This window comes from Paenibacillus hunanensis (assembly GCF_034055775.1).
GTDB lineage: Bacteria > Bacillota > Bacilli > Paenibacillales > Paenibacillaceae > Saccharibacillus > Saccharibacillus hunanensis.
This window is the reverse complement of sequence record NZ_CP139194.1, coordinates 4,855,756-4,878,628: the sequence shown is the minus strand read 5'-3', so window position 1 is coordinate 4,878,628 and position 22,873 is coordinate 4,855,756. Positions and strand designations below refer to the sequence as shown.

Annotated in this window: 19 protein-coding genes and 1 riboswitch; of the genes, 8 read left to right on the top strand and 11 right to left on the bottom strand. The window is 47.3% G+C overall.

Going from position 1 to position 22,873, the window contains the following annotated elements:
- Positions 1-119: 119 nt before the first annotated feature.
- Positions 120-1,223: a hypothetical protein gene (locus SK066_RS19755; RefSeq protein WP_320542752.1), complete on the bottom strand. Its 1,104-nt coding sequence runs from the start codon at positions 1,221-1,223 to the stop codon at positions 120-122.
- A 938-nt stretch (positions 1,224-2,161) separates the two neighbouring features.
- Between SK066_RS19755 and SK066_RS19750 the strand changes: the two genes are divergently transcribed.
- The gene (locus tag SK066_RS19750) at positions 2,162-2,524 is read left to right on the top strand and encodes a hypothetical protein (protein WP_320542751.1); all 363 of its coding nucleotides are present in this window, start codon (positions 2,162-2,164) and stop codon (positions 2,522-2,524) included.
- 253 nt (positions 2,525-2,777) lie between these two features.
- On the opposite strand, the gene SK066_RS19745 is transcribed toward SK066_RS19750, so the two are convergent.
- On the bottom strand, positions 2,778-3,002 hold the full coding sequence (locus SK066_RS19745) for a hypothetical protein (protein ID WP_188777451.1): 225 nt from the start codon (positions 3,000-3,002) through the stop codon (positions 2,778-2,780).
- Between the two features lie 244 nt (positions 3,003-3,246).
- Positions 3,247-4,410, bottom strand: a complete 1,164-nt coding sequence (locus SK066_RS19740; protein WP_320542750.1) for an ROK family transcriptional regulator — start codon at positions 4,408-4,410, stop codon at positions 3,247-3,249.
- Between the two features lie 196 nt (positions 4,411-4,606).
- On the opposite strand from SK066_RS19740, the gene xylA reads away from it, so the two are divergent.
- From xylA to SK066_RS19725, 3 genes are all read left to right on the top strand, one after another.
- Positions 4,607-5,923 carry a xylose isomerase gene (gene xylA, locus SK066_RS19735; protein ID WP_320542749.1) on the top strand — a complete coding sequence of 439 codons (1,317 nt, stop codon included), beginning with the start codon at positions 4,607-4,609 and terminating at the stop codon, positions 5,921-5,923.
- A gap of 463 nt (positions 5,924-6,386) precedes the next feature.
- Positions 6,387-7,883 (top strand): xylulokinase, encoded by a 1,497-nt coding sequence (xylB, locus tag SK066_RS19730; protein WP_320542748.1) that lies wholly within the window; start codon positions 6,387-6,389, stop codon positions 7,881-7,883.
- 468 nt (positions 7,884-8,351) lie between these two features.
- Positions 8,352-9,488 (top strand): transglutaminase domain-containing protein, encoded by a 1,137-nt coding sequence (locus SK066_RS19725; RefSeq protein WP_320542747.1) that lies wholly within the window; start codon positions 8,352-8,354, stop codon positions 9,486-9,488.
- A 184-nt stretch (positions 9,489-9,672) separates the two neighbouring features.
- Here SK066_RS19725 and SK066_RS19720 read toward each other — a convergent pair whose 3' ends face one another.
- The 4 genes from SK066_RS19720 to gpmA all read right to left on the bottom strand — a co-directional run bounded on the left by SK066_RS19720 (position 9,673) and on the right by gpmA (position 15,744).
- On the bottom strand, positions 9,673-11,145 hold the full coding sequence (locus SK066_RS19720; protein ID WP_320542746.1) for an amino acid permease: 1,473 nt from the start codon (positions 11,143-11,145) through the stop codon (positions 9,673-9,675).
- A gap of 107 nt (positions 11,146-11,252) precedes the next feature.
- Positions 11,253-11,450: riboswitch (Lysine riboswitch) on the bottom strand.
- 1,187 nt (positions 11,451-12,637) lie between these two features.
- Complete coding sequence (locus SK066_RS19715; protein ID WP_320542745.1) at positions 12,638-13,780, bottom strand: virulence factor; 1,143 nt, start codon at positions 13,778-13,780, stop codon at positions 12,638-12,640.
- 277 nt (positions 13,781-14,057) lie between these two features.
- Entirely contained in the window at positions 14,058-14,825 is a 768-nt protein-coding gene (locus tag SK066_RS19710) for a DUF4253 domain-containing protein (RefSeq protein WP_320542744.1), read from the bottom strand.
- Positions 14,826-14,994: 169 nt separating this feature from the next.
- Positions 14,995-15,744, bottom strand: a complete 750-nt coding sequence (gene gpmA / locus SK066_RS19705) for a 2,3-diphosphoglycerate-dependent phosphoglycerate mutase (protein ID WP_188777326.1) — start codon at positions 15,742-15,744, stop codon at positions 14,995-14,997.
- Positions 15,745-16,104: 360 nt separating this feature from the next.
- Between gpmA and SK066_RS19700 the strand changes: the two genes are divergently transcribed.
- Both SK066_RS19700 and SK066_RS19695 read left to right on the top strand, forming a co-directional pair.
- Positions 16,105-16,494 (top strand): DUF5071 domain-containing protein, encoded by a 390-nt coding sequence (locus tag SK066_RS19700; RefSeq protein WP_320542743.1) that lies wholly within the window; start codon positions 16,105-16,107, stop codon positions 16,492-16,494.
- 163 nt (positions 16,495-16,657) lie between these two features.
- Positions 16,658-17,785: a helix-turn-helix transcriptional regulator gene (locus tag SK066_RS19695; RefSeq protein ID WP_320542742.1), complete on the top strand. Its 1,128-nt coding sequence runs from the start codon at positions 16,658-16,660 to the stop codon at positions 17,783-17,785.
- A gap of 330 nt (positions 17,786-18,115) precedes the next feature.
- Here the strand turns inward: SK066_RS19695 and isdG are convergent, their stop codons facing one another.
- Genes isdG through SK066_RS19675 form a run of 4 tightly spaced genes read right to left on the bottom strand, consistent with a single transcriptional unit; the run spans position 18,116 to position 21,275 of the window.
- Positions 18,116-18,475 carry a heme oxygenase gene (isdG, locus tag SK066_RS19690; protein ID WP_320542741.1) on the bottom strand — a complete coding sequence of 120 codons (360 nt, stop codon included), beginning with the start codon at positions 18,473-18,475 and terminating at the stop codon, positions 18,116-18,118.
- Positions 18,435-19,304 (bottom strand): ABC transporter ATP-binding protein, encoded by an 870-nt coding sequence (locus tag SK066_RS19685; RefSeq protein WP_320542740.1) that lies wholly within the window; start codon positions 19,302-19,304, stop codon positions 18,435-18,437. Before SK066_RS19685 ends, isdG begins: the two co-directional genes overlap by 41 nt.
- Entirely contained in the window at positions 19,301-20,311 is a 1,011-nt protein-coding gene (locus tag SK066_RS19680; protein ID WP_320542739.1) for a FecCD family ABC transporter permease, read from the bottom strand. Before SK066_RS19680 ends, SK066_RS19685 begins: the two co-directional genes overlap by 4 nt.
- A complete protein-coding gene (locus tag SK066_RS19675; RefSeq protein WP_320542738.1) occupies positions 20,304-21,275 on the bottom strand; it encodes an ABC transporter substrate-binding protein in 972 nt (323 codons plus the stop codon). Before SK066_RS19675 ends, SK066_RS19680 begins: the two co-directional genes overlap by 8 nt.
- 448 nt (positions 21,276-21,723) lie before the next feature.
- Here SK066_RS19675 and isdC point away from each other — a divergent pair, with 448 nt between their 5' ends.
- The gene (gene isdC, locus SK066_RS19670) at positions 21,724-22,197 is read left to right on the top strand and encodes a heme uptake protein IsdC (protein WP_320542737.1); all 474 of its coding nucleotides are present in this window, start codon (positions 21,724-21,726) and stop codon (positions 22,195-22,197) included.
- 27 nt (positions 22,198-22,224) lie between these two features.
- Positions 22,225-22,710 carry an NEAT domain-containing protein gene (locus SK066_RS19665; RefSeq protein WP_320542736.1) on the top strand — a complete coding sequence of 162 codons (486 nt, stop codon included), beginning with the start codon at positions 22,225-22,227 and terminating at the stop codon, positions 22,708-22,710.
- Positions 22,711-22,873: the final 163 nt, after the last annotated feature.

The following is a 22,873-nucleotide window of genomic DNA, read 5'->3' as shown; positions in this document are numbered from 1 at the left end:
CTAAAAAGCTAAAAAGCTAAAAAGCAAATACCCTATTCGCTGACGAGGCTGTATCTTTGTCTAACCATCGTTTCAGGTCTAGCAATCTATTCAAGCTAATGCTTTATCACAAATGGCAGCTACTCGTATCGCCATGCTTGAATAGAGTCTGCACCGATTTTGAGAAACAGATCGGTTTCTGCATGGTACAGATCAGGTTGAATCGAATGGTCTAACTGCTGGTGCTCCGTCTGCTGTGTCGAAAGATTCCATACCTGTAGAGGTACAGCTCGTCCCCAGGCGAATAGTTTGCCATCAGAAGATGCAGCAAGCTGAGCCTGCGGATGAACAAATACGTCTGGTAGATCGGTGCGGGTTTGAAATTCAGGGACACCTGTAATGACTGTATGGCGAGTGCGCAATTTTGCATTATAGATCATAATCACCGACTGTGTACCTTCTTCTCCCCAATCTTCCTCATCCAGCAAATCTTCATCCAGCTTCCCCCAGATGGCTAGCAATTCATCATTCAGCCATACCATAGGTAGATCCCAGTCAATCAGCGGTTGCCAGACGGAATCAAGTGATGTCCCATCTTCGGATTCCCATACATTGGCGAGCCATGCATTATTATTCCATACAAGAGTTACTCCAACTGGAGCCCATACCCAGCCTGTTTCGGCAAGGAATGTTCCATTGGGAGAACTATGTAATTTCCCGTGAAAATAGTTTAAATAATGCGCCTTTTCTGCATCCGATTCGCCCTGAGGGTTGGGAATGGTTCGTGTACTGAGCGGTTTCATTTCTGGCAAAAGGGCGGTCAGCTCCAGCCGATTCCAGTCTGTACCATGAGCCAGTAGCAGCTGGTCGTTTTGTCTAATAAAAGCAAGCGGATAAGTGGATTTATCATAATGATACTCCCCTCGTTCAAGTGTGAGTATCGTTGTACCTGAGGTAAGTTCGACAATAATTGCATATTTGCCAAATCGGTTCGATATACCAGCAAAGCGACCGCAAGGACTAACAATCAATTGCACAGGATGATCAGGCTCCCATTCCGGTAATTGGATCGTAGCTAACTGTCGAGTCATACCCGTTAGCAGTTCAATTTTCCATAGCTCTGCATCCGTGTTTAAAGCCAACAATAACGGTTGTTCTGCTGTGAAGGATGGTAGTACACACAGAGCCACCAGGTTTCCCGGGCTTGGCTGTAGCTGTGGTAAAGATACGGCATGAAGATTCATATTCATTCTCCTTCGTTATGTATTAGGTCGTAGTAGGATCGTTCTATAGAGAGCTAGGCCTATAAACTAAAAAAAGTTCCATCTATAAAGATATACAAATGAAGCCAGCAGCTCCAAAAAGAGTTACTGGCTTTATTATACTTGAATCGATGCGGATTGATCGATTCTTATCCATTTGTTGAACTAAAACCAGACATTCGATATCGCCTGAAAAACTAGAAAAATTCCAAAGCCGGCCATTAATAGGGAAATCCCTTTTTTGCGCTTCGCTTGCGAAAAATTAAATACACCAAGACTGAACAATGGCACAATAATCAGGGCAAACAAAAACATCAGTACATAAAAGGGCAACGAAATATCAGCAGTTTCCCAAAAATGCATAGTTGCTTTCTCTCCATTTCACAGTAGGTTCATGATCTGTTTACGTCATCGTTATTAGCAAGCGAACGTGGACGTTACGCTTGCTCGTTTGCGTATAAAGTCACACTACATTTTCCAATAAAGTCGTACTGCGCGAGCTTCATAGAGTCCAAGCTGGGCGGGCGCGATTCTCTCTATTTATCCGTGCTTTCTTTTTATCTGTAGGCTGGGTAGTGTTACCGGATGTATACCAGCAGAAGTCATTATACACAAGCACACTTCAAGTTCCTGCAATTACCAATATCGAAATTATAGACTATAATCGGCTGTATCGTTCATTATAAATAAGGCGATTTTACGTCAAATTTTAAATAAGCTAGCAAGCAAAATCAAAATAAAAAAGCAAGTAAAAGCAAAATATTTGCCAGTCTATCTGTTTAAAAGGGCTCTATCGAAGCATCGTTGTTATCGAATAAAACTATAACGATTCCGGTCACTTTTAGCTGAAATTCGGTTGAAATCTTATTTATTCCGAGTATAATAATCGGTATACAAAGAGATTGAAGGTGAATGAAATCGTGAACCCTATCCATAATATCGTAACAGAGCGAAATGATGATTACCTAGACTTGCTCAACTATGCAATCCAGATCGGTGATGAGGAATGGCAACAGGAGATTTTGCTGAATCTGAAGCGTCTGAACTACTCGGAGGAGTGGCAGCGTGAATGGGCGGTGACCGAGCAGCTGTGGAGACAGTTTGATCGGATTAATCAGCAGCTATTATCGCTGTACGATTCGATTCGTGAAACGACCGACGATTCCTCGAAGCAGCGTCTGCTGGAGCAGTGGTGGCAATTGAAGCTGGAGCGTATTTCTGTATCGCGTCAGATTCAGGCAGAAAGCCTGTCGCTGAATAGCGATTGTGAGTCTTGTCGATAATCAAGGGATGCTTCCCTTCTAGTATAAAAAAGAACCGACCTTATCGAAAGGTCGGTATCCTATATTGAGCTATACTTTTAGACTATAACGGAGAATTGGCCGGATCGAGGCGCGGAACAAGCCGATTGTGATTGCTATCGATCAGCATGGTCTGCGATTAATTACGAAGCATACCGTTGCACCGGTATGCGTTCAAGCCTCCAACCAACAGCACAAGCCAGCATAATTCACAGATCGCTCAGATCCGTGTGAATTACATGCTGGCTTGTTTCATATCACGCATCATCGTCATCATGGACGTCATCATCTCATCGCATTCTTGCAGACGACTCATCATCATATCCATGTCCATATCCATTTCCTTCATGCTCATACCGGACTTGCTGCACATGTCCATCATCATTTTCATGTTGTTCATCTTGCTCATCATGTCTTCCATGCACATCCCCATCATCATTTGCATACACATTTTGTCCATTGTCATTATAGCCAACTCCTTCAAAATGGTTTTTGATGTTGCCGGATGCAGAGCAGAACTTGCAGCCCTGACGCTGTTAGCATACTATAATTTCCAGCTGAATACAATGAGAAACAGCCGCAAACAACCCGAACGTGCAGAAGCAATTTCGGTTATTTGCGGCTGAATTAGGAGGAGGCAAATATCATTACTGTGCCTACTTCATCCGTACTTTACGTACTTATATGATGCAAACGCAGAACGGTCAGATCGAGACACGTACTCGACCGAGAAATTGTGAGATCGCGGCATAGGCAGCGCCGATCACGGTCGATTGCTCCCCCAGCTCAGAGTATTGAATGACAAGCTTTTGGCGGTGATAGGGCAGTGTACGCTGGGATACGACAGCTTCTACATGCGGTGCGATCCACGGCTCAGCCTGGCGCATATGTCCACCGATAATGACCAGCTCTGGATTGAAGCTATTAACGAGATTGGTAATGCCTACGCCAAGGTACTCGCCAATGCACTGGAATAAGCGAATCGCTTCGGGCTCATCCCACATCGCTTGCTGTACCCAGTATGCGGTATTTGTATTCGGATGTGGATCGATCAGGGTATGCTCGTAGGCTAGCTCGGAAGCGTACAGCTCCCAGCAGCCGCGGCTACCGCAGGAGCAAGGCAGACCGTTGGCTTCGACAGACATATGTCCCGTTTCTCCAGCATAGCCGCGTGCGCCCTTGTACGGCTGCCCATCGATAATAATACCGGAGCCGATTCCCATACCGACACTAATATAGACGAGGTGCCTTGCATGTCGTCCTGCACCGAATTGTAGCTCGCCAATCGCACCTGCATTTGCTTCATTGTCGATCGTAACAGGAAGCCCGAATAGCTGCTCCAGCTCCTCGCGAAGCGGTACGCCCTCCCAGCCGAGGTTCGGAGCGAATAGCACATTGCCCTGCTCATCCACCATGCCAGGTACACCCACGCCCATGCCGATCAAGCCGTGCACGGACGGTGGAACCTCGGCGACCAGCACTGCCATCATGCGCTGCATCAGCTCTAATGTCGTTTCTACACGGTGATCAGGCAGTGGCTCAGTATGACGGGTGATGATTTTGCCCTCCAGATCGGTGAGTACAATCGTTAGCTCATTCACACTCAGCTCTACCCCTGCGGCATAGCCTGCATTCGGATTGAATTCTAGCATGAGCGGCTTACGACCGCCGCTGGATTGACCTTCACCGGATTCCAGCACCAATCGATCGTCGATCAGCTCCTGTACCAGATTGGATACGGTAGCCTTATTTAAGCCGGTGAGCTGAGAGACACGTGTTCTGGATAATGGTGCATAGAGGCGAATATTATCGAGGACGAGCGATTTATTTATTTTTTTGACAAGTGCTTGATCACCTGTGATTTTCATTATGTTTCTCCTCTCCAGAATGAACGATCATGACTTTGTTTAATGAATAGACAAAGTCTTTTATATATGTTAGGATAGCGATGTAAACGATTTCTTTCAAGCTAAATATGGCAGAACGGACAGCGTACGACAGGAGCAACACCGATTCGGACGCGGAAGTTCATGACCGAAAACGAATCAGAGGAGGATTTATGTAATGGCTTATTTTGCAGATATTGAACGTGTGCAATATGAAGGTGTCCAATCCAAAAATCCGTATGCTTTTAAATTTTACAACCCAACCCAGGTCGTTGCTGGTAAGACTATGGAAGAGCATCTGCGCTTTGGTATGGCGTACTGGCATACACTCGTTGCCGGTGGGGCTGATCCGTTTGGTGTCGAAACCGCTTCCCGTCCATGGGGTTCCTATACAGGTATGGATCTGGCAAAGGCTCGTGTTGAAGCTTTGTTCGAGCTGCTGGACAAGCTGAGCATTCCGTATTTCTGTTTTCATGATGTAGACATTGCACCGGAAGGCGATAGCCTCCGCGAATTTTATAACAATATCGATACGATTGTCGAGCTGATCGAGCAGAATATGAAGCAAACTGGAAAAAAACTGCTCTGGAATACAGCGAACATGTTCAGCAATCCACGCTTCATGCATGGTGCAGCATCGACCTGTAATGCGGATGTGTACGCACATGCAGCTGCTCAGATAAAAAAAGGTCTTGAGGTAGGTAAACGTCTCGGCGCCGAAAACTATGTATTCTGGGGCGGCCGTGAAGGCTATGAGACATTGCTGAACACCGACTATGCGCTGGAACAGGACAATATGGCACGCATGTTCCATATGGCTGTTGATTATGCGAAGGAAATTGGCTTTGATGCACAGTTCCTGATCGAGCCGAAGCCAAAAGAGCCAACTAAGCATCAGTACGATTTCGACGCGGCAACCGCAATTGCCTTCCTACAAAAGTACGATCTGACCGATCACTTTAAATTAAACCTGGAAGCGAACCATGCCACACTGGCAGGACACACCTTCCAGCATGAACTGCGCGTGGCACGCACAAATGGCATGCTGGGCTCGCTGGATGCGAACCAGGGTGATATGCTGATCGGTTGGGATACCGATGAGTTCCCGGTTGATCTGTATGCAGCTACCACAACAATGTATGAAGTGCTGCAAAATGGCGGTATCGGTCGCGGCGGTATTAACTTTGATGCGAAAGTACGCCGTCCTTCTTACGCTGCGGACGATCTGGTGATCGCTCATATCGCAGGTATGGATACATTTGCGAAAGGTTTGACAACAGCTGCACGTCTGCTGGAAGATCGCGTGTTTGAGGACTTTATCGACAAACGCTACAGCAGCTTCCGTGAAGGCATCGGTGCGGATGTAGTCAATGGCAAAGCAACACTGTCATCGCTGGCTGAGTATGCGCTGAACAATGAGCAGCCACGTGCCAACGAGTCGGGTCGCGAAGAACTGCTGAAAGCTACCCTGAACCAGTATCTGGTGACAGAGTAATTGGCGAAAGTATAACTACGAGAAGAACAGACAACAGTCGCTTCCTTCGGTTCCCGTAAGGGAGCAGGGAGCGACTTTGTTGCTTTTTATATACATGTATATACGAATGTGGCAGGCAAGTGAATGACAAAGGCTAATCAGATAGCTGGCACTGGGATTAATCCTAGTGTGATCAAATATTCCAATCAAATAATGCTAATGGTTCGGTATAACGGGCTATTGATATAACTGATTGTTGGTTGTAACTGGCTGTTCAGTATAACGAGCTATTTGACTTAACTAATTGTTCGATGTAACTGGCAGAAGCGTAATCAATAGGGGAGCAATCGAATATGCCCATCATGGAGATAAGCTAAGCGTAATCCATATCAACATTATGCAATATCAATGTAATCCATATCAAAGTAATCAATACATGGACAATGAAAAGTAAACGAACGGCTATTATTGGGGAGGTTATCGTATGAGCTATGTGATCGGTGTTGATCTGGGGACGAGTGCGGTGAAGACGGTACTTGTGAATCGACAGGGACAGGTTGCTTTTGAGACATCGGAGTCGTATCCGTTATCGCAGCCAAAGCCAGGCTATAGTGAGCAACATCCAGAGGACTGGGTGGAGAAGACGCTATTGTCGCTACGCAGACTGCTAGAGGTATCGAAGGTTCCAGCAAGTGAGATTGAAGGGCTGAGCTTTTCCGGGCAGATGCACGGTCTGGTCCTGCTGGATGAGCAGCATCAGGTAATTCGTCCAGCGATCCTGTGGAATGATACACGAACCACCGCACAATGCCGCCGTATTGAACAAGCACTCGGCGATGATCTGCTGAAGATCGCTCGCAATCGGGCGCTGGAGGGCTTTACATTACCGAAAATTCTATGGGTGCAGGAGCATGAGCCAGATAACTGGGCACGGGCGTCTGTCTTTGTATTGCCAAAGGATTATGTACGTCTGCGGCTAACCGGTGATCTGGCGATGGATTATTCAGATGCGGCAGGTACATTACTGCTGGATGTGACGGCTAAGGCATGGAGCGAACGAATCGCGACTGCTTTTGAGCTGCCGATGTCCTTTTGCCCGCGTCTCGTGGAATCGTTTGACGATGTTGGTGGATTATTGCCGGATATCGCTGCGGCAACAGGGCTGAGTGAAGGTACGCGTGTTTATGCAGGTGGAGCGGATAATGCATGCGGTGCGATTGGTGCGGGTATTTTGAAGGAAGGACAGACGATGTGCAGTATCGGTACGTCCGGTGTGGTGCTGTCATATGAGGAGCGTAAGGATCTTGATTTTGAAGGGAAAGTCCACTTTTTCAATCATAGTGAGCGGGATGCCTTCTATATTATGGGAGTTACGCTGGCTGCTGGATATAGCCTGGAATGGTTCCGCAGTACGTTTGCAGCAGAGCAATCGTTTGAGACACTGCTGGATGGAATCGATACAATTGCGCCTGGAGCCGACGGCTTGCTGTTTACGCCTTATATTGTAGGAGAGCGCACTCCGCATCCAGATGCGGATATCCGCGGTAGCTTTATCGGGATGGATGCTTCGCATAAGCTTCCTCATTTTGCCCGTGCAGTGCTGGAAGGGATCACGTTCTCACTACGTGAATCGATCGATATTTTACGCGAATCTGGGAAGTCGATTACTGAAGTGATCTCGATCGGTGGCGGTGCGAAAAATGAGACCTGGCTGCAAATGCAGGCGGATATTTTTGGCGCAACAGTCGTACGTCTTGAAAATGAACAGGGGCCTGCGATGGGGGCGGCGATGCTGGCGGCATATGGAAGCGGCTGGTTCGAATCGCTGGAGCAATGTGCAGCGGCATTCCTGCGTACCTCTCGCTCGTATGCACCGGATGCAGAGCGTACGAAGCAGTATGATGAGCTGTTTGCAATCTATCGCGATGTGTACACAGCGACCGCTGAGCTGAATCGTAGATTGACTTCTTTGCGTGGATGAGTTGTAGGTGATACTAGAGCGAACTAGAGAGGCAGGCTATGAACGCTATATGGCGTGTATAGCTCGCCTTTTCTCTTTTAATCTTACCGGGGATTGTTACCTGTTCAGCGGTATAGATCGTAGAAAGGATCGGCTATTGGCAAGGGAGAATAGGCAAGCAGATGCAGGGATACATATGAAGGCAATCGATCCTTTTCATAAGGTAGCAACAGGCCTTGTACTCCCGCAAAATTCAGGACTATGTGCTAAATAAGTTACAGTGTTATAATGAGCAAAATGACACGCTTTTCCGCCCGGGAGAAGATGCTAATATACGGAATGCGCGCAACTATCGAATTGTTCATGCGTTGTATTATAGAGGCAAAAATAATTTGTGAACTTGCTTGTTTATTCTATTATTGCAGCCCGTCATTTTGCCGATATAATGCATTAAAGTGAATTCAATTTGGGAAGGGCGGATACGTCTGAATGAAAAACTCAAGTCATCTCTGGGCCAAAACCTTGCTGGCCGGAACTCTGTTGTTCGCCGGCTTGCCACTTGTTAATGCTCCGCAGTCTGCACAGGCAGCTACTGCACAATCCGTTATGTACAGTTCCAGCGATGTAGTCGATCAGCTTTATCGTGCTTTAATGAACCGTGATGCTGAGACAACATTTGTATACAGTGGAACAACTTCCGGTCTGAAGGCGATGCTTCAGGATGCTTTTGAGCAGGCACTGGAGAAAGATCCGTACACACAATATGTACTGGATAGCTATGGCTTGAGTTGGCGTCAAAATGCCTATTCCGCCAAAGTAACGGTCACAATGAATTATCGCGAAACTGCTGCACAGACTGGCTATGTACAAAGTCAGGTAAAGCAGATTCTGTCTAATATTGTGACAACAGGGATGAATGATCACCAAAAGGTGAAGGCGATCCATGACTGGGTTGTACGCAATGTAAAATACGATGAGACGTATACTCGTTATACCGCCTATGAAGCTTTGCATGATGGGACTGCCGTATGTCAGGGCTATGCACTGCTCACGTATGAGCTGCTCAAGGAAGCTGGCATTCAGAATCTAATCGTCGAAGGAACAGCTGGCGGCGAGCTGCATGCATGGAATCTGGTAAATCTGGATGGTACATGGTATCACCTGGATACAACATGGGATGATCCTGTTCCAGATCAGGGCGATGGCGTAGATACAACGTATTATCTGCTAACCGATGCGCAGATGAAAAAGGATCATAACTGGACGAAAACTTATCCGGCTGCCAACACGACGTATCAGAGCACACTGGATAAGCTGATCAGCACAGGTGGCACACAATCCAGCGTATATCAGCAGCTGGCACGTGCACTCGATTATGCAACGATCGGTAACGGCACCGCAGATACAAGCACCGCTTATGTCTCTGGCGCAGCACTCAAATCTCAGGTACAATCCGCACGCACTAACGGCAAAACAATGCTGGTCTTCCGTTACAATGGCAACCTGAATAGCCTGAAAAGCGATCTGCGTTCCCTGTCTTCGATCGGTGTACGCTCGATCTCTTATACCGTCCAATCAATGAATAGCACGAATAACGATCTAAAAGTAACGCTGTACTGGCAATAAGTCCGTATCAGCCCCAATAATAAAAAACCTTTCCGTTATACAAACCAATCTGTACATCAGATTCGGTTCACGTCATACGGAAAGGTTTTTTTGTTATTTTCACAGGTTGTAGCTTTTCAAGTAACGCGGAATGAGGTCGTTGGAGCGATACTCATTTCAGGCAAACCGTATAACCGATACAGCATTATACGTCCTGACGAGCACCCGTATCCAGATCGCATTCTTTTAAAGGGACAAGGCGCGTGCCTTTACTCCATTTGTAGCCAAGCCATAGAATCAGGAACAACGGTACACTCACATACGTTGCGAAAATCGATTTCCAGTCGATACCGTCGGCTGTAATATACGATAAGCTCTGTCCGACAATAACGATCGCACACAGTACAAAAGCAAATAATGGGCCGAATGGGAACCATCTTGCTCGGAAAGGTAGCTCATTCAAATCGCGTCCCTGCGCGACAAAAGCACGACGGAAGCGATAATGGCTAATCGCAATGCCGAGCCATGTAATAAAGCCGCACATTCCCGAAGCGTTCAGCAGCCAGCTATATACGATCCCATCGCCAAACAGGGAAGCGAAGAAGGCCAGCATGCCAAAAGCCGCTGTGACGATCAGTGCATTTTGCGGAATACCACGCGAGTTCAGTCGAGCGAACATCTTCGGTGCTTTGCCATCACGTGCCAGTGCAAACAGTACACGAGTAGAGGCATACATCCCCGAGTTCCCCGCAGATAATACCGAGGATAGGATAACCGCATTCATTACAGCCGCAGCAAAGGCAAGACCTGCTTTATCAAAAATAAGGGTAAACGGGCTGACCCCAATATCAGTCAGATCACTACCAAGCAGCGAAGGTGTCGTATACGGAATTAGCAGACCGATCACCAGAATTGCCAGAATGTAAAAGATCAGAATACGCCAGAATACCTGACGAATCGCACGTGGCACATGCTGGCGCGGATTCTCACTCTCGCCCGCCGCGACCCCGATCAGCTCGGTGCCCTGGAACGAGAAGCCTGCCGCCATAAATACCCCGATAAAGGCAAGCAGTCCACCATGAAACGGCGCATCGCCCATCGTAAAGTTGCGGAAGCCTACCGCTTCGCCGCCCATAATGCCGAAGATCATTAGCACGCCGACAATCAGGAACAGTACAACGACCGCGATCTTGATCATAGCGAACCAGTATTCCGATTCCCCATAGCCTTTGACCGATAACACATTCAGTAAGAAAATTAGCGCCAGGAACAGCAGACTCCAGATAAAGGACGAGCTGTCCGGGAACCAGTATTTAATAATAATCGTAGCTGCTGACAGCTCGGCAGCAATCGTCACTGCCCAGTTGTACCAGAAGTTCCAGCCCATCGCAAAGCCAAAGGCAGGATCAACGAAGCGAGCCGCATATGTGTTGAACGAACCGGAGTCCGGCATATAGGTTGCCATCTCTCCGAGACTTGTCATAAGAAAATACACCATAATACCGACGCACGCATACGCGAGCAGCGCGCCACCCGGGCCGGCATTCGCTACCGCACCGCCGCTCGCAAGGAACAGACCGGTTCCGATCGATCCACCGAGTGCGATCATGGTCATATGTCTGGCACGCAGGCCAGCTTTCAGTTGGGTCTTGGTTGTGTTTGTTGCAGGTGAACTCATATTGCTTGGATACACTCCTTCATCATCGTTCAGGGGAAGAAGGGTCATAAAAAATAGACCGCAGGCCAGCTGCGATCTATCGATATCGATCCCGCATCATACTTCCCCTTTAAGATAGCTCAACACAATGAAAGGCTAGGTTTTTTTCATTGTGACAGTTCTGTCCCTTTCGAGTACAGCCCCAGCACAGTGCTATTGGAGTGCAGCACCGCACTTCGGCAGCATGACCTTTCCGATCGGCATCTATGGCAACTCCATTGCCTGCTCCGATCATACTAATTCATGTTGCGACCTCTACCTCATCGTGGTTGTGTGATGAGGCATATTATGCAGTTGTCGTACGTATCAGATGGATACTGACACGGATGTGTTACAGTATAGCTTTTTGGTGGGGGTTTGGCAATGATTTTGATGGGAAAGTTGAAAAATCATGGGGTGTGCTGTGTTGCGAAGTTACAAGCGATAAGAGAAAAATAACAAGTAACAAGAGATACGAGGTGTTGCTTTGAACTGAGTGAGTGTTTTGGTTTTAGTGATGCGTGTTTGGCTAATTTAGTGAGGGGGCAGCATCCACTTGCGGCAAGGAATAAGGGAACGTCCTCGGGTGGAGCCCAGGAATCTTTTGGATTAGGAAGGAATGAAGATTCCCGGGCTCCAAAGTCGTCCTTTTCCCTTATTTCCTTGCCTCCGTTCCGATTCGGTTGCACACATATGCTCGATGTGCAATTTAGTTAATATAGCGTATTGTGTTGAGTGATTCGTATTTTTAAACTTAACACTGTAACTGTAACTGTAACTGTAACTGTAACTGTAACTGTAACTGTAACTGTAACTGTAACTGTAACTGTAACTGTAACTGTAACTGTAACTGTAACTGTAACTGTAACTGTAACTGTAACTGTAACTGTAACTGTAACCATGCCCTTCTATTCAAATTTGTGTTCTTAAATGTTGTGTTCTTAAATGAAGTGTGTGCGGGGATTTTTATAACTTTTTGGGTGGGAGGAGCAGAAGTGGGTAGGAGTGGATGGATGCGTTATTGTTGTGCATTTGTTGTGTTTTGCACGGTGGTGTTTATTTTTTATTAAAGAATGTATGGTTAGGTGTGGAGGAGAGGCGTGGGATATTTAGTTTGATGATTTGGTGGGAATTAAGGTCATGGGGGTTAGTATTTGGTAAGAAAATAGGGATGGCGGGGTGGGGAGTGGATATTGGGAGGGGGGGATTGTTGTTGGGGGAAAAGGATGCGATTCATGAAATATGTGATCCATAAAAAATGTACACAAACTTGTGGGTGAGTTTGTGTACATGGGATGGAGTTTATCGTATTGCGTTTAAGGGTATAGGCTATATTTTATATGCCATACTTTATAGAAAGGTCTTTGTGATTCTGGTTATCGAAGATGATTTGAACTTGGTATGGGTTGTTGTATCGTATCTTGCTTGATGTTGATTGTATTGATGGGATCGTTTCATTTTGGCTTGGGATGAATTAATTATTTTGCTGTCGGCTTCGTGCCATTTGTTGCCAGATGGTGCCGGCGGCTTCTTCGCCGGATTCGATGCGTTCGAGTGCCATTTTGGCTTGCAGGCTGACCTCGAATTCGGGGTCGAGAGCGGCGGCTTCCAGAGCTTCGCGTGCTTCTTCGGTGCCGACTTCGTACAGGAAACGGGCAGCGCGCCAGCGAACGAGCTTACTGTTATCCTGAAGGGTTTTCAGCATCGCTGGTGTAGCGGCTGGGTCGCCGATATCGGACAGGGTGTCGCCAGCAGTACGGCGAACGGCGGCGGATTTGTCCTCCAGCGCATGATAAAGCAGCTCCATCGCTGCCGGGGTTTTTAGATCGCCCAGATAGACGACAGCAAGGCGGCGAATTTGCATTTTTTCATCTTCTAGTGCTTTACGGATGAGCGGCAGGCTGCTTTCGTCGGGCTCCAGCACATCAAACGCAGCATAGCGTACGCGCCAGTCTGCATGCTCCATCGCTTGAGCGATTTCTTCCTGCGACATTTCGCGGCGTTGCTCGATAAATTCCTCATTGCTTGCACCGTGCGAGATCGCTTGCTCGATAATTTTACGCAGACGCTCTGGTGGGAAGGCGGCTTCGAGCTCCTGCTCAACCTCACGAGCGATATCAGGCAGCTCGCCATAACGAACACCGTAGTCGGTCAGCTTACGCTCCTTGATCAGGGTCGCACTGGCAACCTCGGTGACCGCTTGTACAAAGCGATCGGATAGTGAAATACGTTCTTCCTTCGTTCCTGCTTTGACACGAATCTGCATCGGAATACCACGGAAAAACTGCACAAACACATTCGCTTCACCAAAATGCTCGCCAGACAGGTCTTCTGGAACCTCTAGTTTATTCTCAACGCCGTCACGTCCAAGCTTTTCCTGTACTTCATTTAGAATTGCTGACCAATCCGCATTGGCACGGCGATCCAGAGCTACGAAGTCAGCGGTATGAAAGACGCTTTTCACGCCGTTAATATGCAGCATCTCACGAATAAAAGCAGGTGCAGAGCGCTCGTTATCCAGCGTATATGTTTTGCGTACGCCAGCGGGCAGCGTCTCGTCCACACGTAGCATCATCGTATTCGGACTCGGTGTAGGCTCAATGGATAAAATATTCATCGTCGGTGTACCTCCTGTATATAAAATGGAATGAGTATGCAAGTAGAATAATCCACGGTTCGATCCTTATCTATTGTACCCCAAATGACGGGTCACTGGCACAGCCTTGATCTAAAATGCATAGGCAATCCACTGGATCGGTAGGTAGCAAAGTAAAAGCACAGGCGAGGTACACCTGTGCTGAATGTGTAAACTATAATTGGATACATCGAGCAACATGAGCTACTACTGCCTAATAGTGAAGCTTTCAAGCTCATGCGCATACCATACTCCTATCTCAATCCCACCAGAAATACCAGATATCCTGCTGCTTCAAGTAGCTCGCATATTCCCCAAGCGTATCAAAGCTTTCCAGTACATATGGGCAAAAGAGTAGATGCTGTCTTGCCAGTATTAGCGCATCCGCATCCGTCTCCGGGCGGCGACCTGTGCGTAGAATCCATGTGCTTTCACTGACTGCAATAGGAAGGGCATCATATTGCTGCTGCCAGGCTCGGAACACGGTTGCCTGTATTTCAGGCATCGGGCATTCATTATAGCCGCCCATCGGGATGATGATCGGAGCTTCATATTCTCGTCCCTGCGGTAGCTTGAGCCAGAATGCACCATCCTCCTGACGATATTCCGCCCAGTTCGCATCGGGTACAGGTAAATGGTGCTCGGTAGCCACCATCTCTTCATCCAGCATATCGAGCGGTTCTTCCGATTCCTGTAGCAGTCGATAAGCCGCATACAATTGATCTGTCGATAGCTTTTCCAGTGGCTGATATTCGGCTGGCAATTCATTGTATTCCAGTAGCCAGGCGATGGAGCGACGTAAGCCGTCAGCGAGCGTCAATTGTGCTGACTCGGCGATGTTCTTTTGCACTGTAGCATCAAAGGAATCCTCTTCCTCGGCGGTTTCTTCCATCATTTCCAATAGATTCTCACTGGGAATAACGAGCAGTGAATGACCTGCACTCTGAGGTGCCGGGTACGTAATCTCGTTGATCTCAACCGGGGTCGTTTCATAATCACGGAGCAAGCTGCGCATATCCTGATTCATAATCCATCTCTCCTTCATAGGGGAAGTATATGAGTATGGCATTCTATCCTGTATATGTATAGATGATCTGCATGCTGTATATAATGATGTGTGCGGGTGAGGGAGGAGCCAGTTCAATCTGCCACATCGTTATATACAGGTACAGTATACTATAGATAAAGTTGCGCCATCACTCCGTCACATTGCCCTGATCGGCAACCTCTGCGGATTTGCGATCGATATGCTCCTGCTCACCGAGGTAAAAACGGCGAATCGGCTGCACATGCTCATCCAGCTCATATACGAGCGGAATCCCGGTCGGAATATTCAGATCAGTCAATGTTTTCTCGTCGATATCTTCCATATATTTAATGAGCGCACGCAATGTATTGCCATGAGCGCTGATCAGAATACGTTCCTTTTTACGAATGAGCGGGACAATGCGGTGATGCCAGAAGTCGCCTACACGAGCTACCGTATCCTGCAAGCTTTCACCAAGCGGTAGATCATGCTCATGGATACCTTTGTACCGCTCCTCGATACGCGGACTGCGCGGATCATCCGGCTTGAGCAGGGGTGGACGAACGGTCAGACTGCGCCGCCAGAGGTGAAGCTGCTCCTCACCATATTTGTTGGCAGTATCCGTCTTGCTCAGTCCCTGTAACGCACCATAATGACGCTCATTCAGCTTCCATGCCTTTTGCTCCGGAATCCAGAGCAGATCCAGCTCATCCAAAATATAATGCATCGTCTGAATCGAACGCTTGAGCACCGACGAAAATGCCATATCAAACGTATAGCCTGCTTCGCGAATAAGATGCCCTGCTTCCCGCGCTTCATGAATACCACGCTCCGTCAAAGCGACATCTGTCCAGCCAGTGAATAGATTTTGCTGATTATACACACTTTCTCCATGTCGAACTAGAATTACGCTGTACATGCGATCTTGCTCCTTTCGATGAATGCAAATGAGTTGTTTGCGGTTGATAGAAGGTAAAGTTGTATGGAGGAATGATAGCTCTCTATGTTCATTTTAACCATAGCTAGCGGGTTACAATCGAGAGGAGCGATACACGTTTTATCAATTGGAAAATGAAAAATGAGGAGAAATGCGTAGCAGTCTAGAATTATGTTGAAAAAGAGATGTTATCGAATAACCTTCAATCGATATATACGATACGTGATATGGCAAGGATATCACGATGTATCGATTCAGCAGACGATAGTAAACACAGAACAGACTTGTATGAACGACATACATTCTACATACATTTTAATATCAAACAGGAGCGTGAATCCGATGGATAACTGTTCTTATATCCCACAAAGCAAAGATGATTTTGAGTCAATTGAGCGATTACGGCAGCTAGAAGCACAGCAGATCAGGCTGCTCATTCCTGAACTTCTCGAATGGCTACAGGATGCGAATTGGCCGATCTATGCTGAGGTGAAATCGATTTTGATCCCGCAACAGATGAATCTGGTTGAGCCGCTACGCGCTATTTTGCGCTCGAAGGATTCCAGCTGGAAATATTTTGTGGTCAGCGATTTTCTGCCTTGCCTGCATGATGAGGTGATACAACAGTTCCAGACAGAACTGTATGAGCTGGCACATGCTCCAGATGCAGCAGATCGGCTTGAGGAAGTAGATGCCTGTGCACGTGTTCTTTTAGAAGCACGGTGTAAATAAATCGCTGTAATCCTCACCCGTGATCTACGCAGAATAGTATGATGTAGCTTCCAGCTGGTAAAAAAGAGACCCAGCATCACAATTACTATCAAAAACGAATCGCTATCGCTCGCCTATACTACATACAGATCCTACAGTGGTATACACGAGAAAGGGGCAACGTATGAAGCAACCAGACACCTCCAACCATCCGGTACAGCAGATGATCGATCAGATTGAGCAGTCACTCACCGAGCTGGAAAACTTTTCGCTGATCAAGCTCGGACAGCAAATGGGCTACTCGCCTTTTTACTGCTCCTTTCTATTCCGTCATCACACGGGTATTAGCATCAAAAAATACATTCTCTTACGCAAAACGATACTTGCCGCAGCTCATCTGAGCGAGACGAACGAGCGAATTATCGATATTGCGATGCAATACGGGTATTCCTCACAGGAGTCGTTTTCCAGAGCATTCAAGGATGTGTTTGGTATCACACCTGCTGCCTATCGGCGTGATCCACAGCCATTGCAAATGTATGCAAGGCGCGATCTAAACGAAACCAAGGGAGCGATTCGAATGGATATGACGACAACCGAAGTGATTGTACAGTTACAGGATAAGGTAGAACAGCTCCATGAACAGGACATATTAAATGTACTCAATGGACAGCATATGTACGAAAAGTTTCAATCCAATCAATGGATGGGCGCTAGTGATTATGTTCCTTTTAATGAAGCGATGTGTGTGCACGAAGCGACAGAGGAGATTTTCAGTGAGTCTTTCTGCTCTATACGCGCCAGGGGACATGGCAGTACATTATTGGGTTATGAGCAGATCGTCATCTATCCACTACACCAGCTATTTACAAATCTGCACGATTACAAATGTATCGTGCTCTGGTTTGGTGACGATATGTTCTGCCAACTGAACTTGCTCACAATGCTCGCTTATCTGGAGCAACAGCATTATGCCGGCACGTTATATTTCAATACCGTACAGGAGCAGACCTACGATGTACAGCAGACTGAGATGACACTTGGCACGTTCGCTTCATTATATAAGCAAGTTGTGCTGCATCACCAAATGCCCACAGAACCCATGCTACCTGTGATGTATCAGAGTATTCGTTTGTATCTGCAATTGCAACAATCAGACAACGAGCTGACGCGTCATATTGCCGCTCATCGGGATCAAACTGAAGCAGAGCTAGTTCGGCACATGCTCCATCTATTCCCTCACTATGGATTGGGTGATACGCAGTATATCGAATGGATTCGGCAGGTACGGGGCGAGAGTGGAGGGAAGTGAATTAGTAAATAAAGAAGCGACAGTGTAGCGCCTTCGCCCTTTCGCTTTAAATAACACATCTCATCAGGTATCTCGATCAGAAAAAGGCTACTCCCACCAATACGGAAGTAGCCTTTTTCTATACATCTTTTAATGTAGTGGATTGTTGGTGTTTTAAATACTATCTGTTTTAAAATAATATCTGTAATAATCGTATAGTCATATCACTTATCGGTAAAATTCTTTTCTTTTATAGTTATCCTTACATCTAACCAACAGTGATACGCCACCTTCATCTACTTACAGCCTGCATATAGCGAATAGATAGCGTTATTCTAATCTCGCCATCAATCAAACCACCGCCTGATCCCCTTCAGCCTCATGCAATTCAGCCATATTCGCCTGCTGAGGCTGACGTACAATCTTCACATCGTAAAACGTAATCTTATTATCCAGAATATAATCCGGAATATTACGATGCGCATGGGATTCGCGGAATGCGTCGCTACGTGTCCAGCCGTGGAAATGATCCTTCGTTTCCCAGCGTGTGCTGATTGTTACCTCATCGTATTCCTTGTTGCTGTCGTTAAATAGTACTTCCAGACCGAGAAAGCCATCCATATAATCGACCTTGCCTATTTTATCAAAACGTTCAACGAGCAGATGGGCACTACCTTTGGTGATTTGCGAAGTGTTCGTTACGATGATCATGGGATATTCCTCCTGAATAGTGTGGGATGACCGGTACGATGACCGGATATTTGCCTTCATATTGAATCGTGGCATTCATGCCATATACGTGCTGGATAAAGGTATCGGTTAACAGCTCCAGCGGTTCACCCTGCGCGGCAAGGCGGCCGTTTTTGAGTGCGATCATATGATGACAGTAGGCGGCTGCCTGCTGTAGTTCGTGCAGCACCATCACAATCGTAAGACCAGTGTCCCGATTGATCCGATGCAGCATATCCATCACTTCAAATTGATGCGCAATATCAAGAAAAGTGGTCGGCTCATCCAGTAACACGATCGGTGTCTGCTGAGCCAGTGCCATCGCGATACGGGCGCGCTGTTGTTCACCACCGGAGAGGGTATGAAACATACGGTCGCTATATCGAGCGATGCCTGTCCAGTCGAGCATTTGTGTGATAATGGCTTGATCTTCGGCGCTATGTAAGGATTGGAAGCGGCGTTTGTGTGGAGCGCGTCCGTAGGCGACCAACTCGCGTACGGTGAGCTGGGGTAAGGCTTCCTTGAGCTGAGGTAGCATGGTGATCTGACGTGACCATTCGCGCCGTGTGTAATGTGTGGCAGGCATACCCTGCACCTTTACCATGCCATGATCGGGCTGGAGTAACTGTACCATAATCCGTAGCAGGGTCGATTTGCCAGAGCCATTTGGCCCGACGATGGCGGTTAATTTACCTGCTGGAATAGCGAGCGAGATATCGTCCAGCTGAAAATGTCCACGGTTCAGGGTGATCTGTTCTACCTCAATAGCTGGATTGGAAAAGGGAGCAGACTCGTGATTGGTAGAGATCATGATTGTGCAGCCCCCTTTCGTTTCAATAAATAGAGGAAGAACGGTGCACCGATCACAGCTAGTAAAATGCCAACCGGCAGCTCAATCGGATCAAACCACGAGCGTGCAATACCGTCTGCTAGTACGACGAGTGCTGCGCCGCCAATCATCGAGTAGGGAAGCAGAAAGCGATAATCCTCACCGATCCATAAACGAATCATATGCGGCACGACTAGCCCAACAAATCCTACCAGCCCGGCAACACTAACAGCTGCGCCTGCAAGCAGTGCAGCAAGCATAATGAGCAGGAAGCGCTGTAGCTCTACACGTTGACCAAGCAAGCGAGCTGAGTCATCACCGAGTAGCAATAGGTTGGCAGGCTGGATAGCAAACAGACAGAGCAACAATCCGATCAGCGCATACGGAGCCATGAACTCCAGATGATGCCAGCTACGACCATTTAATCCACCGGATAGCCACGGGAGCACTGCTTGTACCCGATCGCTAAACACCACCATGATGCCATTCGTGACTGCACCGAGCAATGCGTTAACCGCTACACCAGCCAGTACGATTTTCACAGGCGAAGCCCCGTTCTCCCATGCCATCACATAGATAACAATCGCGGTGACAAAGGCACCGATAAAAGCAGTAATCGGTAGCAAATAGCTGAACTGCGGCAGCATGACCATCGTGATCATCGCTGCCATTCCGCCGCCTGCCGATACGCCGATAATGCCAGGATCAGCGAGTGGATTCTTCATTACGCCCTGTAGTAAAGCACCGGAAGCGGCGAGACATGCACCAACCAGCATACCGACCAGCACACGCGGAATGCGCAGATCGATAATAATTGTGCGGTATACCGATTGTTGCTGACTGCTAAGTACCGCCATCAGATCGGCAAAAGGGATATGAATCGCTCCATCGACGATACTGTATAGTGAGACAACAATGAGCAGGATCGGCAGTACAATCGCCAGCATCCATCTGCGCCGTGAACGTCGAAGCAGATCTGGCTTACTCATCGGTGTCTGACGGATAGAGTAGCTGATGCATCTGATCCAGTGCTTCGGTTACACGCGTACCCGGATTCGTACCGAACAGATCGGAGGGAAGGATTTCAACATGATTCTGTTTGACCGCCTTCACGCTACTCCATGCTGGATTATCCTGCATCTCCTTGAGAAAGCCTGCTTTGACTTCCTCGCTATTGCCGTGTGTCATGATAAATACATAATCCGGGTCTGCCTCTACGACCCGTTCGGTACTGAGCTGGGCGTATTGAGGGAAGCTCTGTAGTCCAGGTAGATCAGCCGCGATATTACTGCCACCTGCCAGCTCGAGTATGTTACCGCTGAGCGAATTAGGCAGTGCTGCCATATACGTACCCGGTGCGCCATACACGAGCAAAGCCTTCGGCTTCGTATGGGCGGTTTGACTACGCTCTGCTAGAGCGGCGATATGCTGGGTGAGCTGATCGTTAAGCTGCTGCGCCCGCTCTTCCTTTGCAAGCATTCCACCGAGCAGGGTAATCTGACGCTGAATATCGGCGACCGAGTTCGCTGAGCTAAGTACCATCTGAGCGCCAATGCTCTCTACTGCTGGAATATCCTTCTCATTCATTGGATCATTACCAAGCACAACATCAGGCTGGAGTAGAGCGACCTTTTCCAGATCTAGCTCATGAGTAGAGCCGATCATCTGCGCTTGCTCGGCTTCTTTGACAGGAGCGCCATGACTTGATGTAGGGCGTCCAACCACGCTACCACCGAGCGCATAGACGATGTCCACCTCTCCGTTACTAAGTGCCACAATGCGCTGTGGTGTCTGCTGAAGCTGTACAGTTCGATTAGCAAAATCAGTAATCGATACTGGCGAGCCCGTAGCAGCAGCGGCTGTTGCCGGCGCTGTACCGCTTGGCACGGGCTGACTGCATCCAGCAAGTGCACATATCAACAGAGCGGATAGACCGAGATAACGAGCTTTCATGAATATCTATTCCTCCTGCCGTACATCCATTCCTAAACTAATCAATCTAATTGATAATCATTTTCAATTATCCTGATCTAAATGATAATTAATATCATTTGCGTAGTCAATGCTTAATTGAATTAAAATTTAATTTTTTCAGAAAACAAGGGATCGACCTATGGCATCTACACGATCGCTATAGAAGAAGCGGAAATTCGAATTGTCCATAAAAGTGTTGATTTTACAGGGGTATAGCGCAATATTGACGTATTGACAACGAATGGAAGCTTGGTCTACCATTGGCGATGTGTAATGCACACCCTTCCCTGAATCTGATTAGAGAGGGAATAACTAGCATTTCACATGTCCGTGAAGGACATTTATTTTTTGAATTTAATTGAGAATGATAATCAATTAAATTCCGATATCACCCATTTTGAGGAGGAAAGGAGGAGCTTTAGCTTTTATGAAACAACGATTTGTTTTACCTATCGGCTGGCTGATCGTGTTTGCTATTTTACTTGGTTCGGTACTTCCTGAGGCGGCAACGGCGGCGTCCTCATCCCGGCCTGCAAAAGGTACATATACACTGAATTACGATATTTTGCGGGCTGAGGATAACTCGGTATCGATGGCTAACGATTATTTTGAAAAGCCAGCCAAGCTCTATGTGACAGGCACTAAGATGACAATGCAGATCACGATTAACCACAGCACCTGGACAACGAAGTTCAAGGTGAAGTACAAGGGCAAGATCATCGACAGCAAGGTGATCCAAACGAATGCAGCGAAGGATACGCGCATTGTACAGTTCCCGATTGCTGATCTGAATAACCCGACCATCTCGCAAATTCATGTTACTGTGCCTTCCTACAGCTACGATCACGATTACACCATCCGCTTCAAGCCCGATCTGAAAAGTCTTAAAAAAGTAAACTAATTCACTATGATACAGGAGCGTGCTGTTATGAATATCGCAATCAACCGCAATGAAAAATGGAGCTTCAAAAATACGCTGCTCATGATGCTGATGACCGCATTGCTCGGTATGCTGGCATTGTCATGGGGCGCAGGTCAGGCACATGCCGCACTGGCAGATGGCACCTATTCCGTCGATTACAAGGTGCTGGCAGATGGTTCTACAAGCACCTCTCGTCTGGATAGCTATGTAGTGAAGCCAGCAACTGTAACGGTAGCAAGTGGCGTGACCAAGGCGCGTATTACGATTACGAGCAGTAATCTGATCACTGCATTCAAAGTGGAACAAAACGGTCAACTCGTTGACGCTACAGTCGTAAGCACCAACACAGCTAACAATACGCGTGTCGTTGAATTCCCGGTTGCTGATCTGAATGCAACACTGAACGCGTATGCAGAGATCAAAATTCCGGTTATCGGCTACACAGGCAAGTACAATGTTGATCTGAAATTTGATGAGGCAAGTGCGGAGTAATATAACGGAAAACTGCTAATAAAGAGCGGCTGTTCAACGGCAAACAGGTATTACGCTGCTGGCATACAGAGTTAAAGTAACCCCTCGTTTTCTGTGCACTACGCTCTGTTAGCTGGAATGGGACGTAAAGGAACGGTTAATCCCACTAATTAAAGAAGAAAAA

Coding starts and splice junctions, on each gene's coding strand:
- SK066_RS19755 (WP_320542752.1), bottom strand. CDS start 1,223: ATGAATCTTCATGCCGTATCTTTACCACAGCTACAGCCAAGCCCGGGA.
- SK066_RS19745 (WP_188777451.1), bottom strand. CDS start 3,002: ATGGACAAAATGTGTATGCAAATGATGATGGGGATGTGCATGGAAGAC.
- SK066_RS19740 (WP_320542750.1), bottom strand. CDS start 4,410: ATGAAAATCACAGGTGATCAAGCACTTGTCAAAAAAATAAATAAATCG.
- xylA (WP_320542749.1), top strand. CDS start 4,607: ATGGCTTATTTTGCAGATATTGAACGTGTGCAATATGAAGGTGTCCAA.
- xylB (WP_320542748.1), top strand. CDS start 6,387: ATGAGCTATGTGATCGGTGTTGATCTGGGGACGAGTGCGGTGAAGACG.
- SK066_RS19725 (WP_320542747.1), top strand. CDS start 8,352: ATGAAAAACTCAAGTCATCTCTGGGCCAAAACCTTGCTGGCCGGAACT.
- SK066_RS19720 (WP_320542746.1), bottom strand. CDS start 11,145: ATGAGTTCACCTGCAACAAACACAACCAAGACCCAACTGAAAGCTGGC.
- SK066_RS19715 (WP_320542745.1), bottom strand. CDS start 13,780: ATGAATATTTTATCCATTGAGCCTACACCGAGTCCGAATACGATGATG.
- SK066_RS19710 (WP_320542744.1), bottom strand. CDS start 14,825: ATGAATCAGGATATGCGCAGCTTGCTCCGTGATTATGAAACGACCCCG.
- gpmA (WP_188777326.1), bottom strand. CDS start 15,744: ATGTACAGCGTAATTCTAGTTCGACATGGAGAAAGTGTGTATAATCAG.
- SK066_RS19700 (WP_320542743.1), top strand. CDS start 16,105: ATGGATAACTGTTCTTATATCCCACAAAGCAAAGATGATTTTGAGTCA.
- SK066_RS19695 (WP_320542742.1), top strand. CDS start 16,658: ATGAAGCAACCAGACACCTCCAACCATCCGGTACAGCAGATGATCGAT.
- isdG (WP_320542741.1), bottom strand. CDS start 18,475: ATGATCATCGTAACGAACACTTCGCAAATCACCAAAGGTAGTGCCCAT.
- SK066_RS19685 (WP_320542740.1), bottom strand. CDS start 19,304: ATGATCTCTACCAATCACGAGTCTGCTCCCTTTTCCAATCCAGCTATT.
- SK066_RS19680 (WP_320542739.1), bottom strand. CDS start 20,311: ATGAGTAAGCCAGATCTGCTTCGACGTTCACGGCGCAGATGGATGCTG.
- SK066_RS19675 (WP_320542738.1), bottom strand. CDS start 21,275: ATGAAAGCTCGTTATCTCGGTCTATCCGCTCTGTTGATATGTGCACTT.
- isdC (WP_320542737.1), top strand. CDS start 21,724: ATGAAACAACGATTTGTTTTACCTATCGGCTGGCTGATCGTGTTTGCT.
- SK066_RS19665 (WP_320542736.1), top strand. CDS start 22,225: ATGAATATCGCAATCAACCGCAATGAAAAATGGAGCTTCAAAAATACG.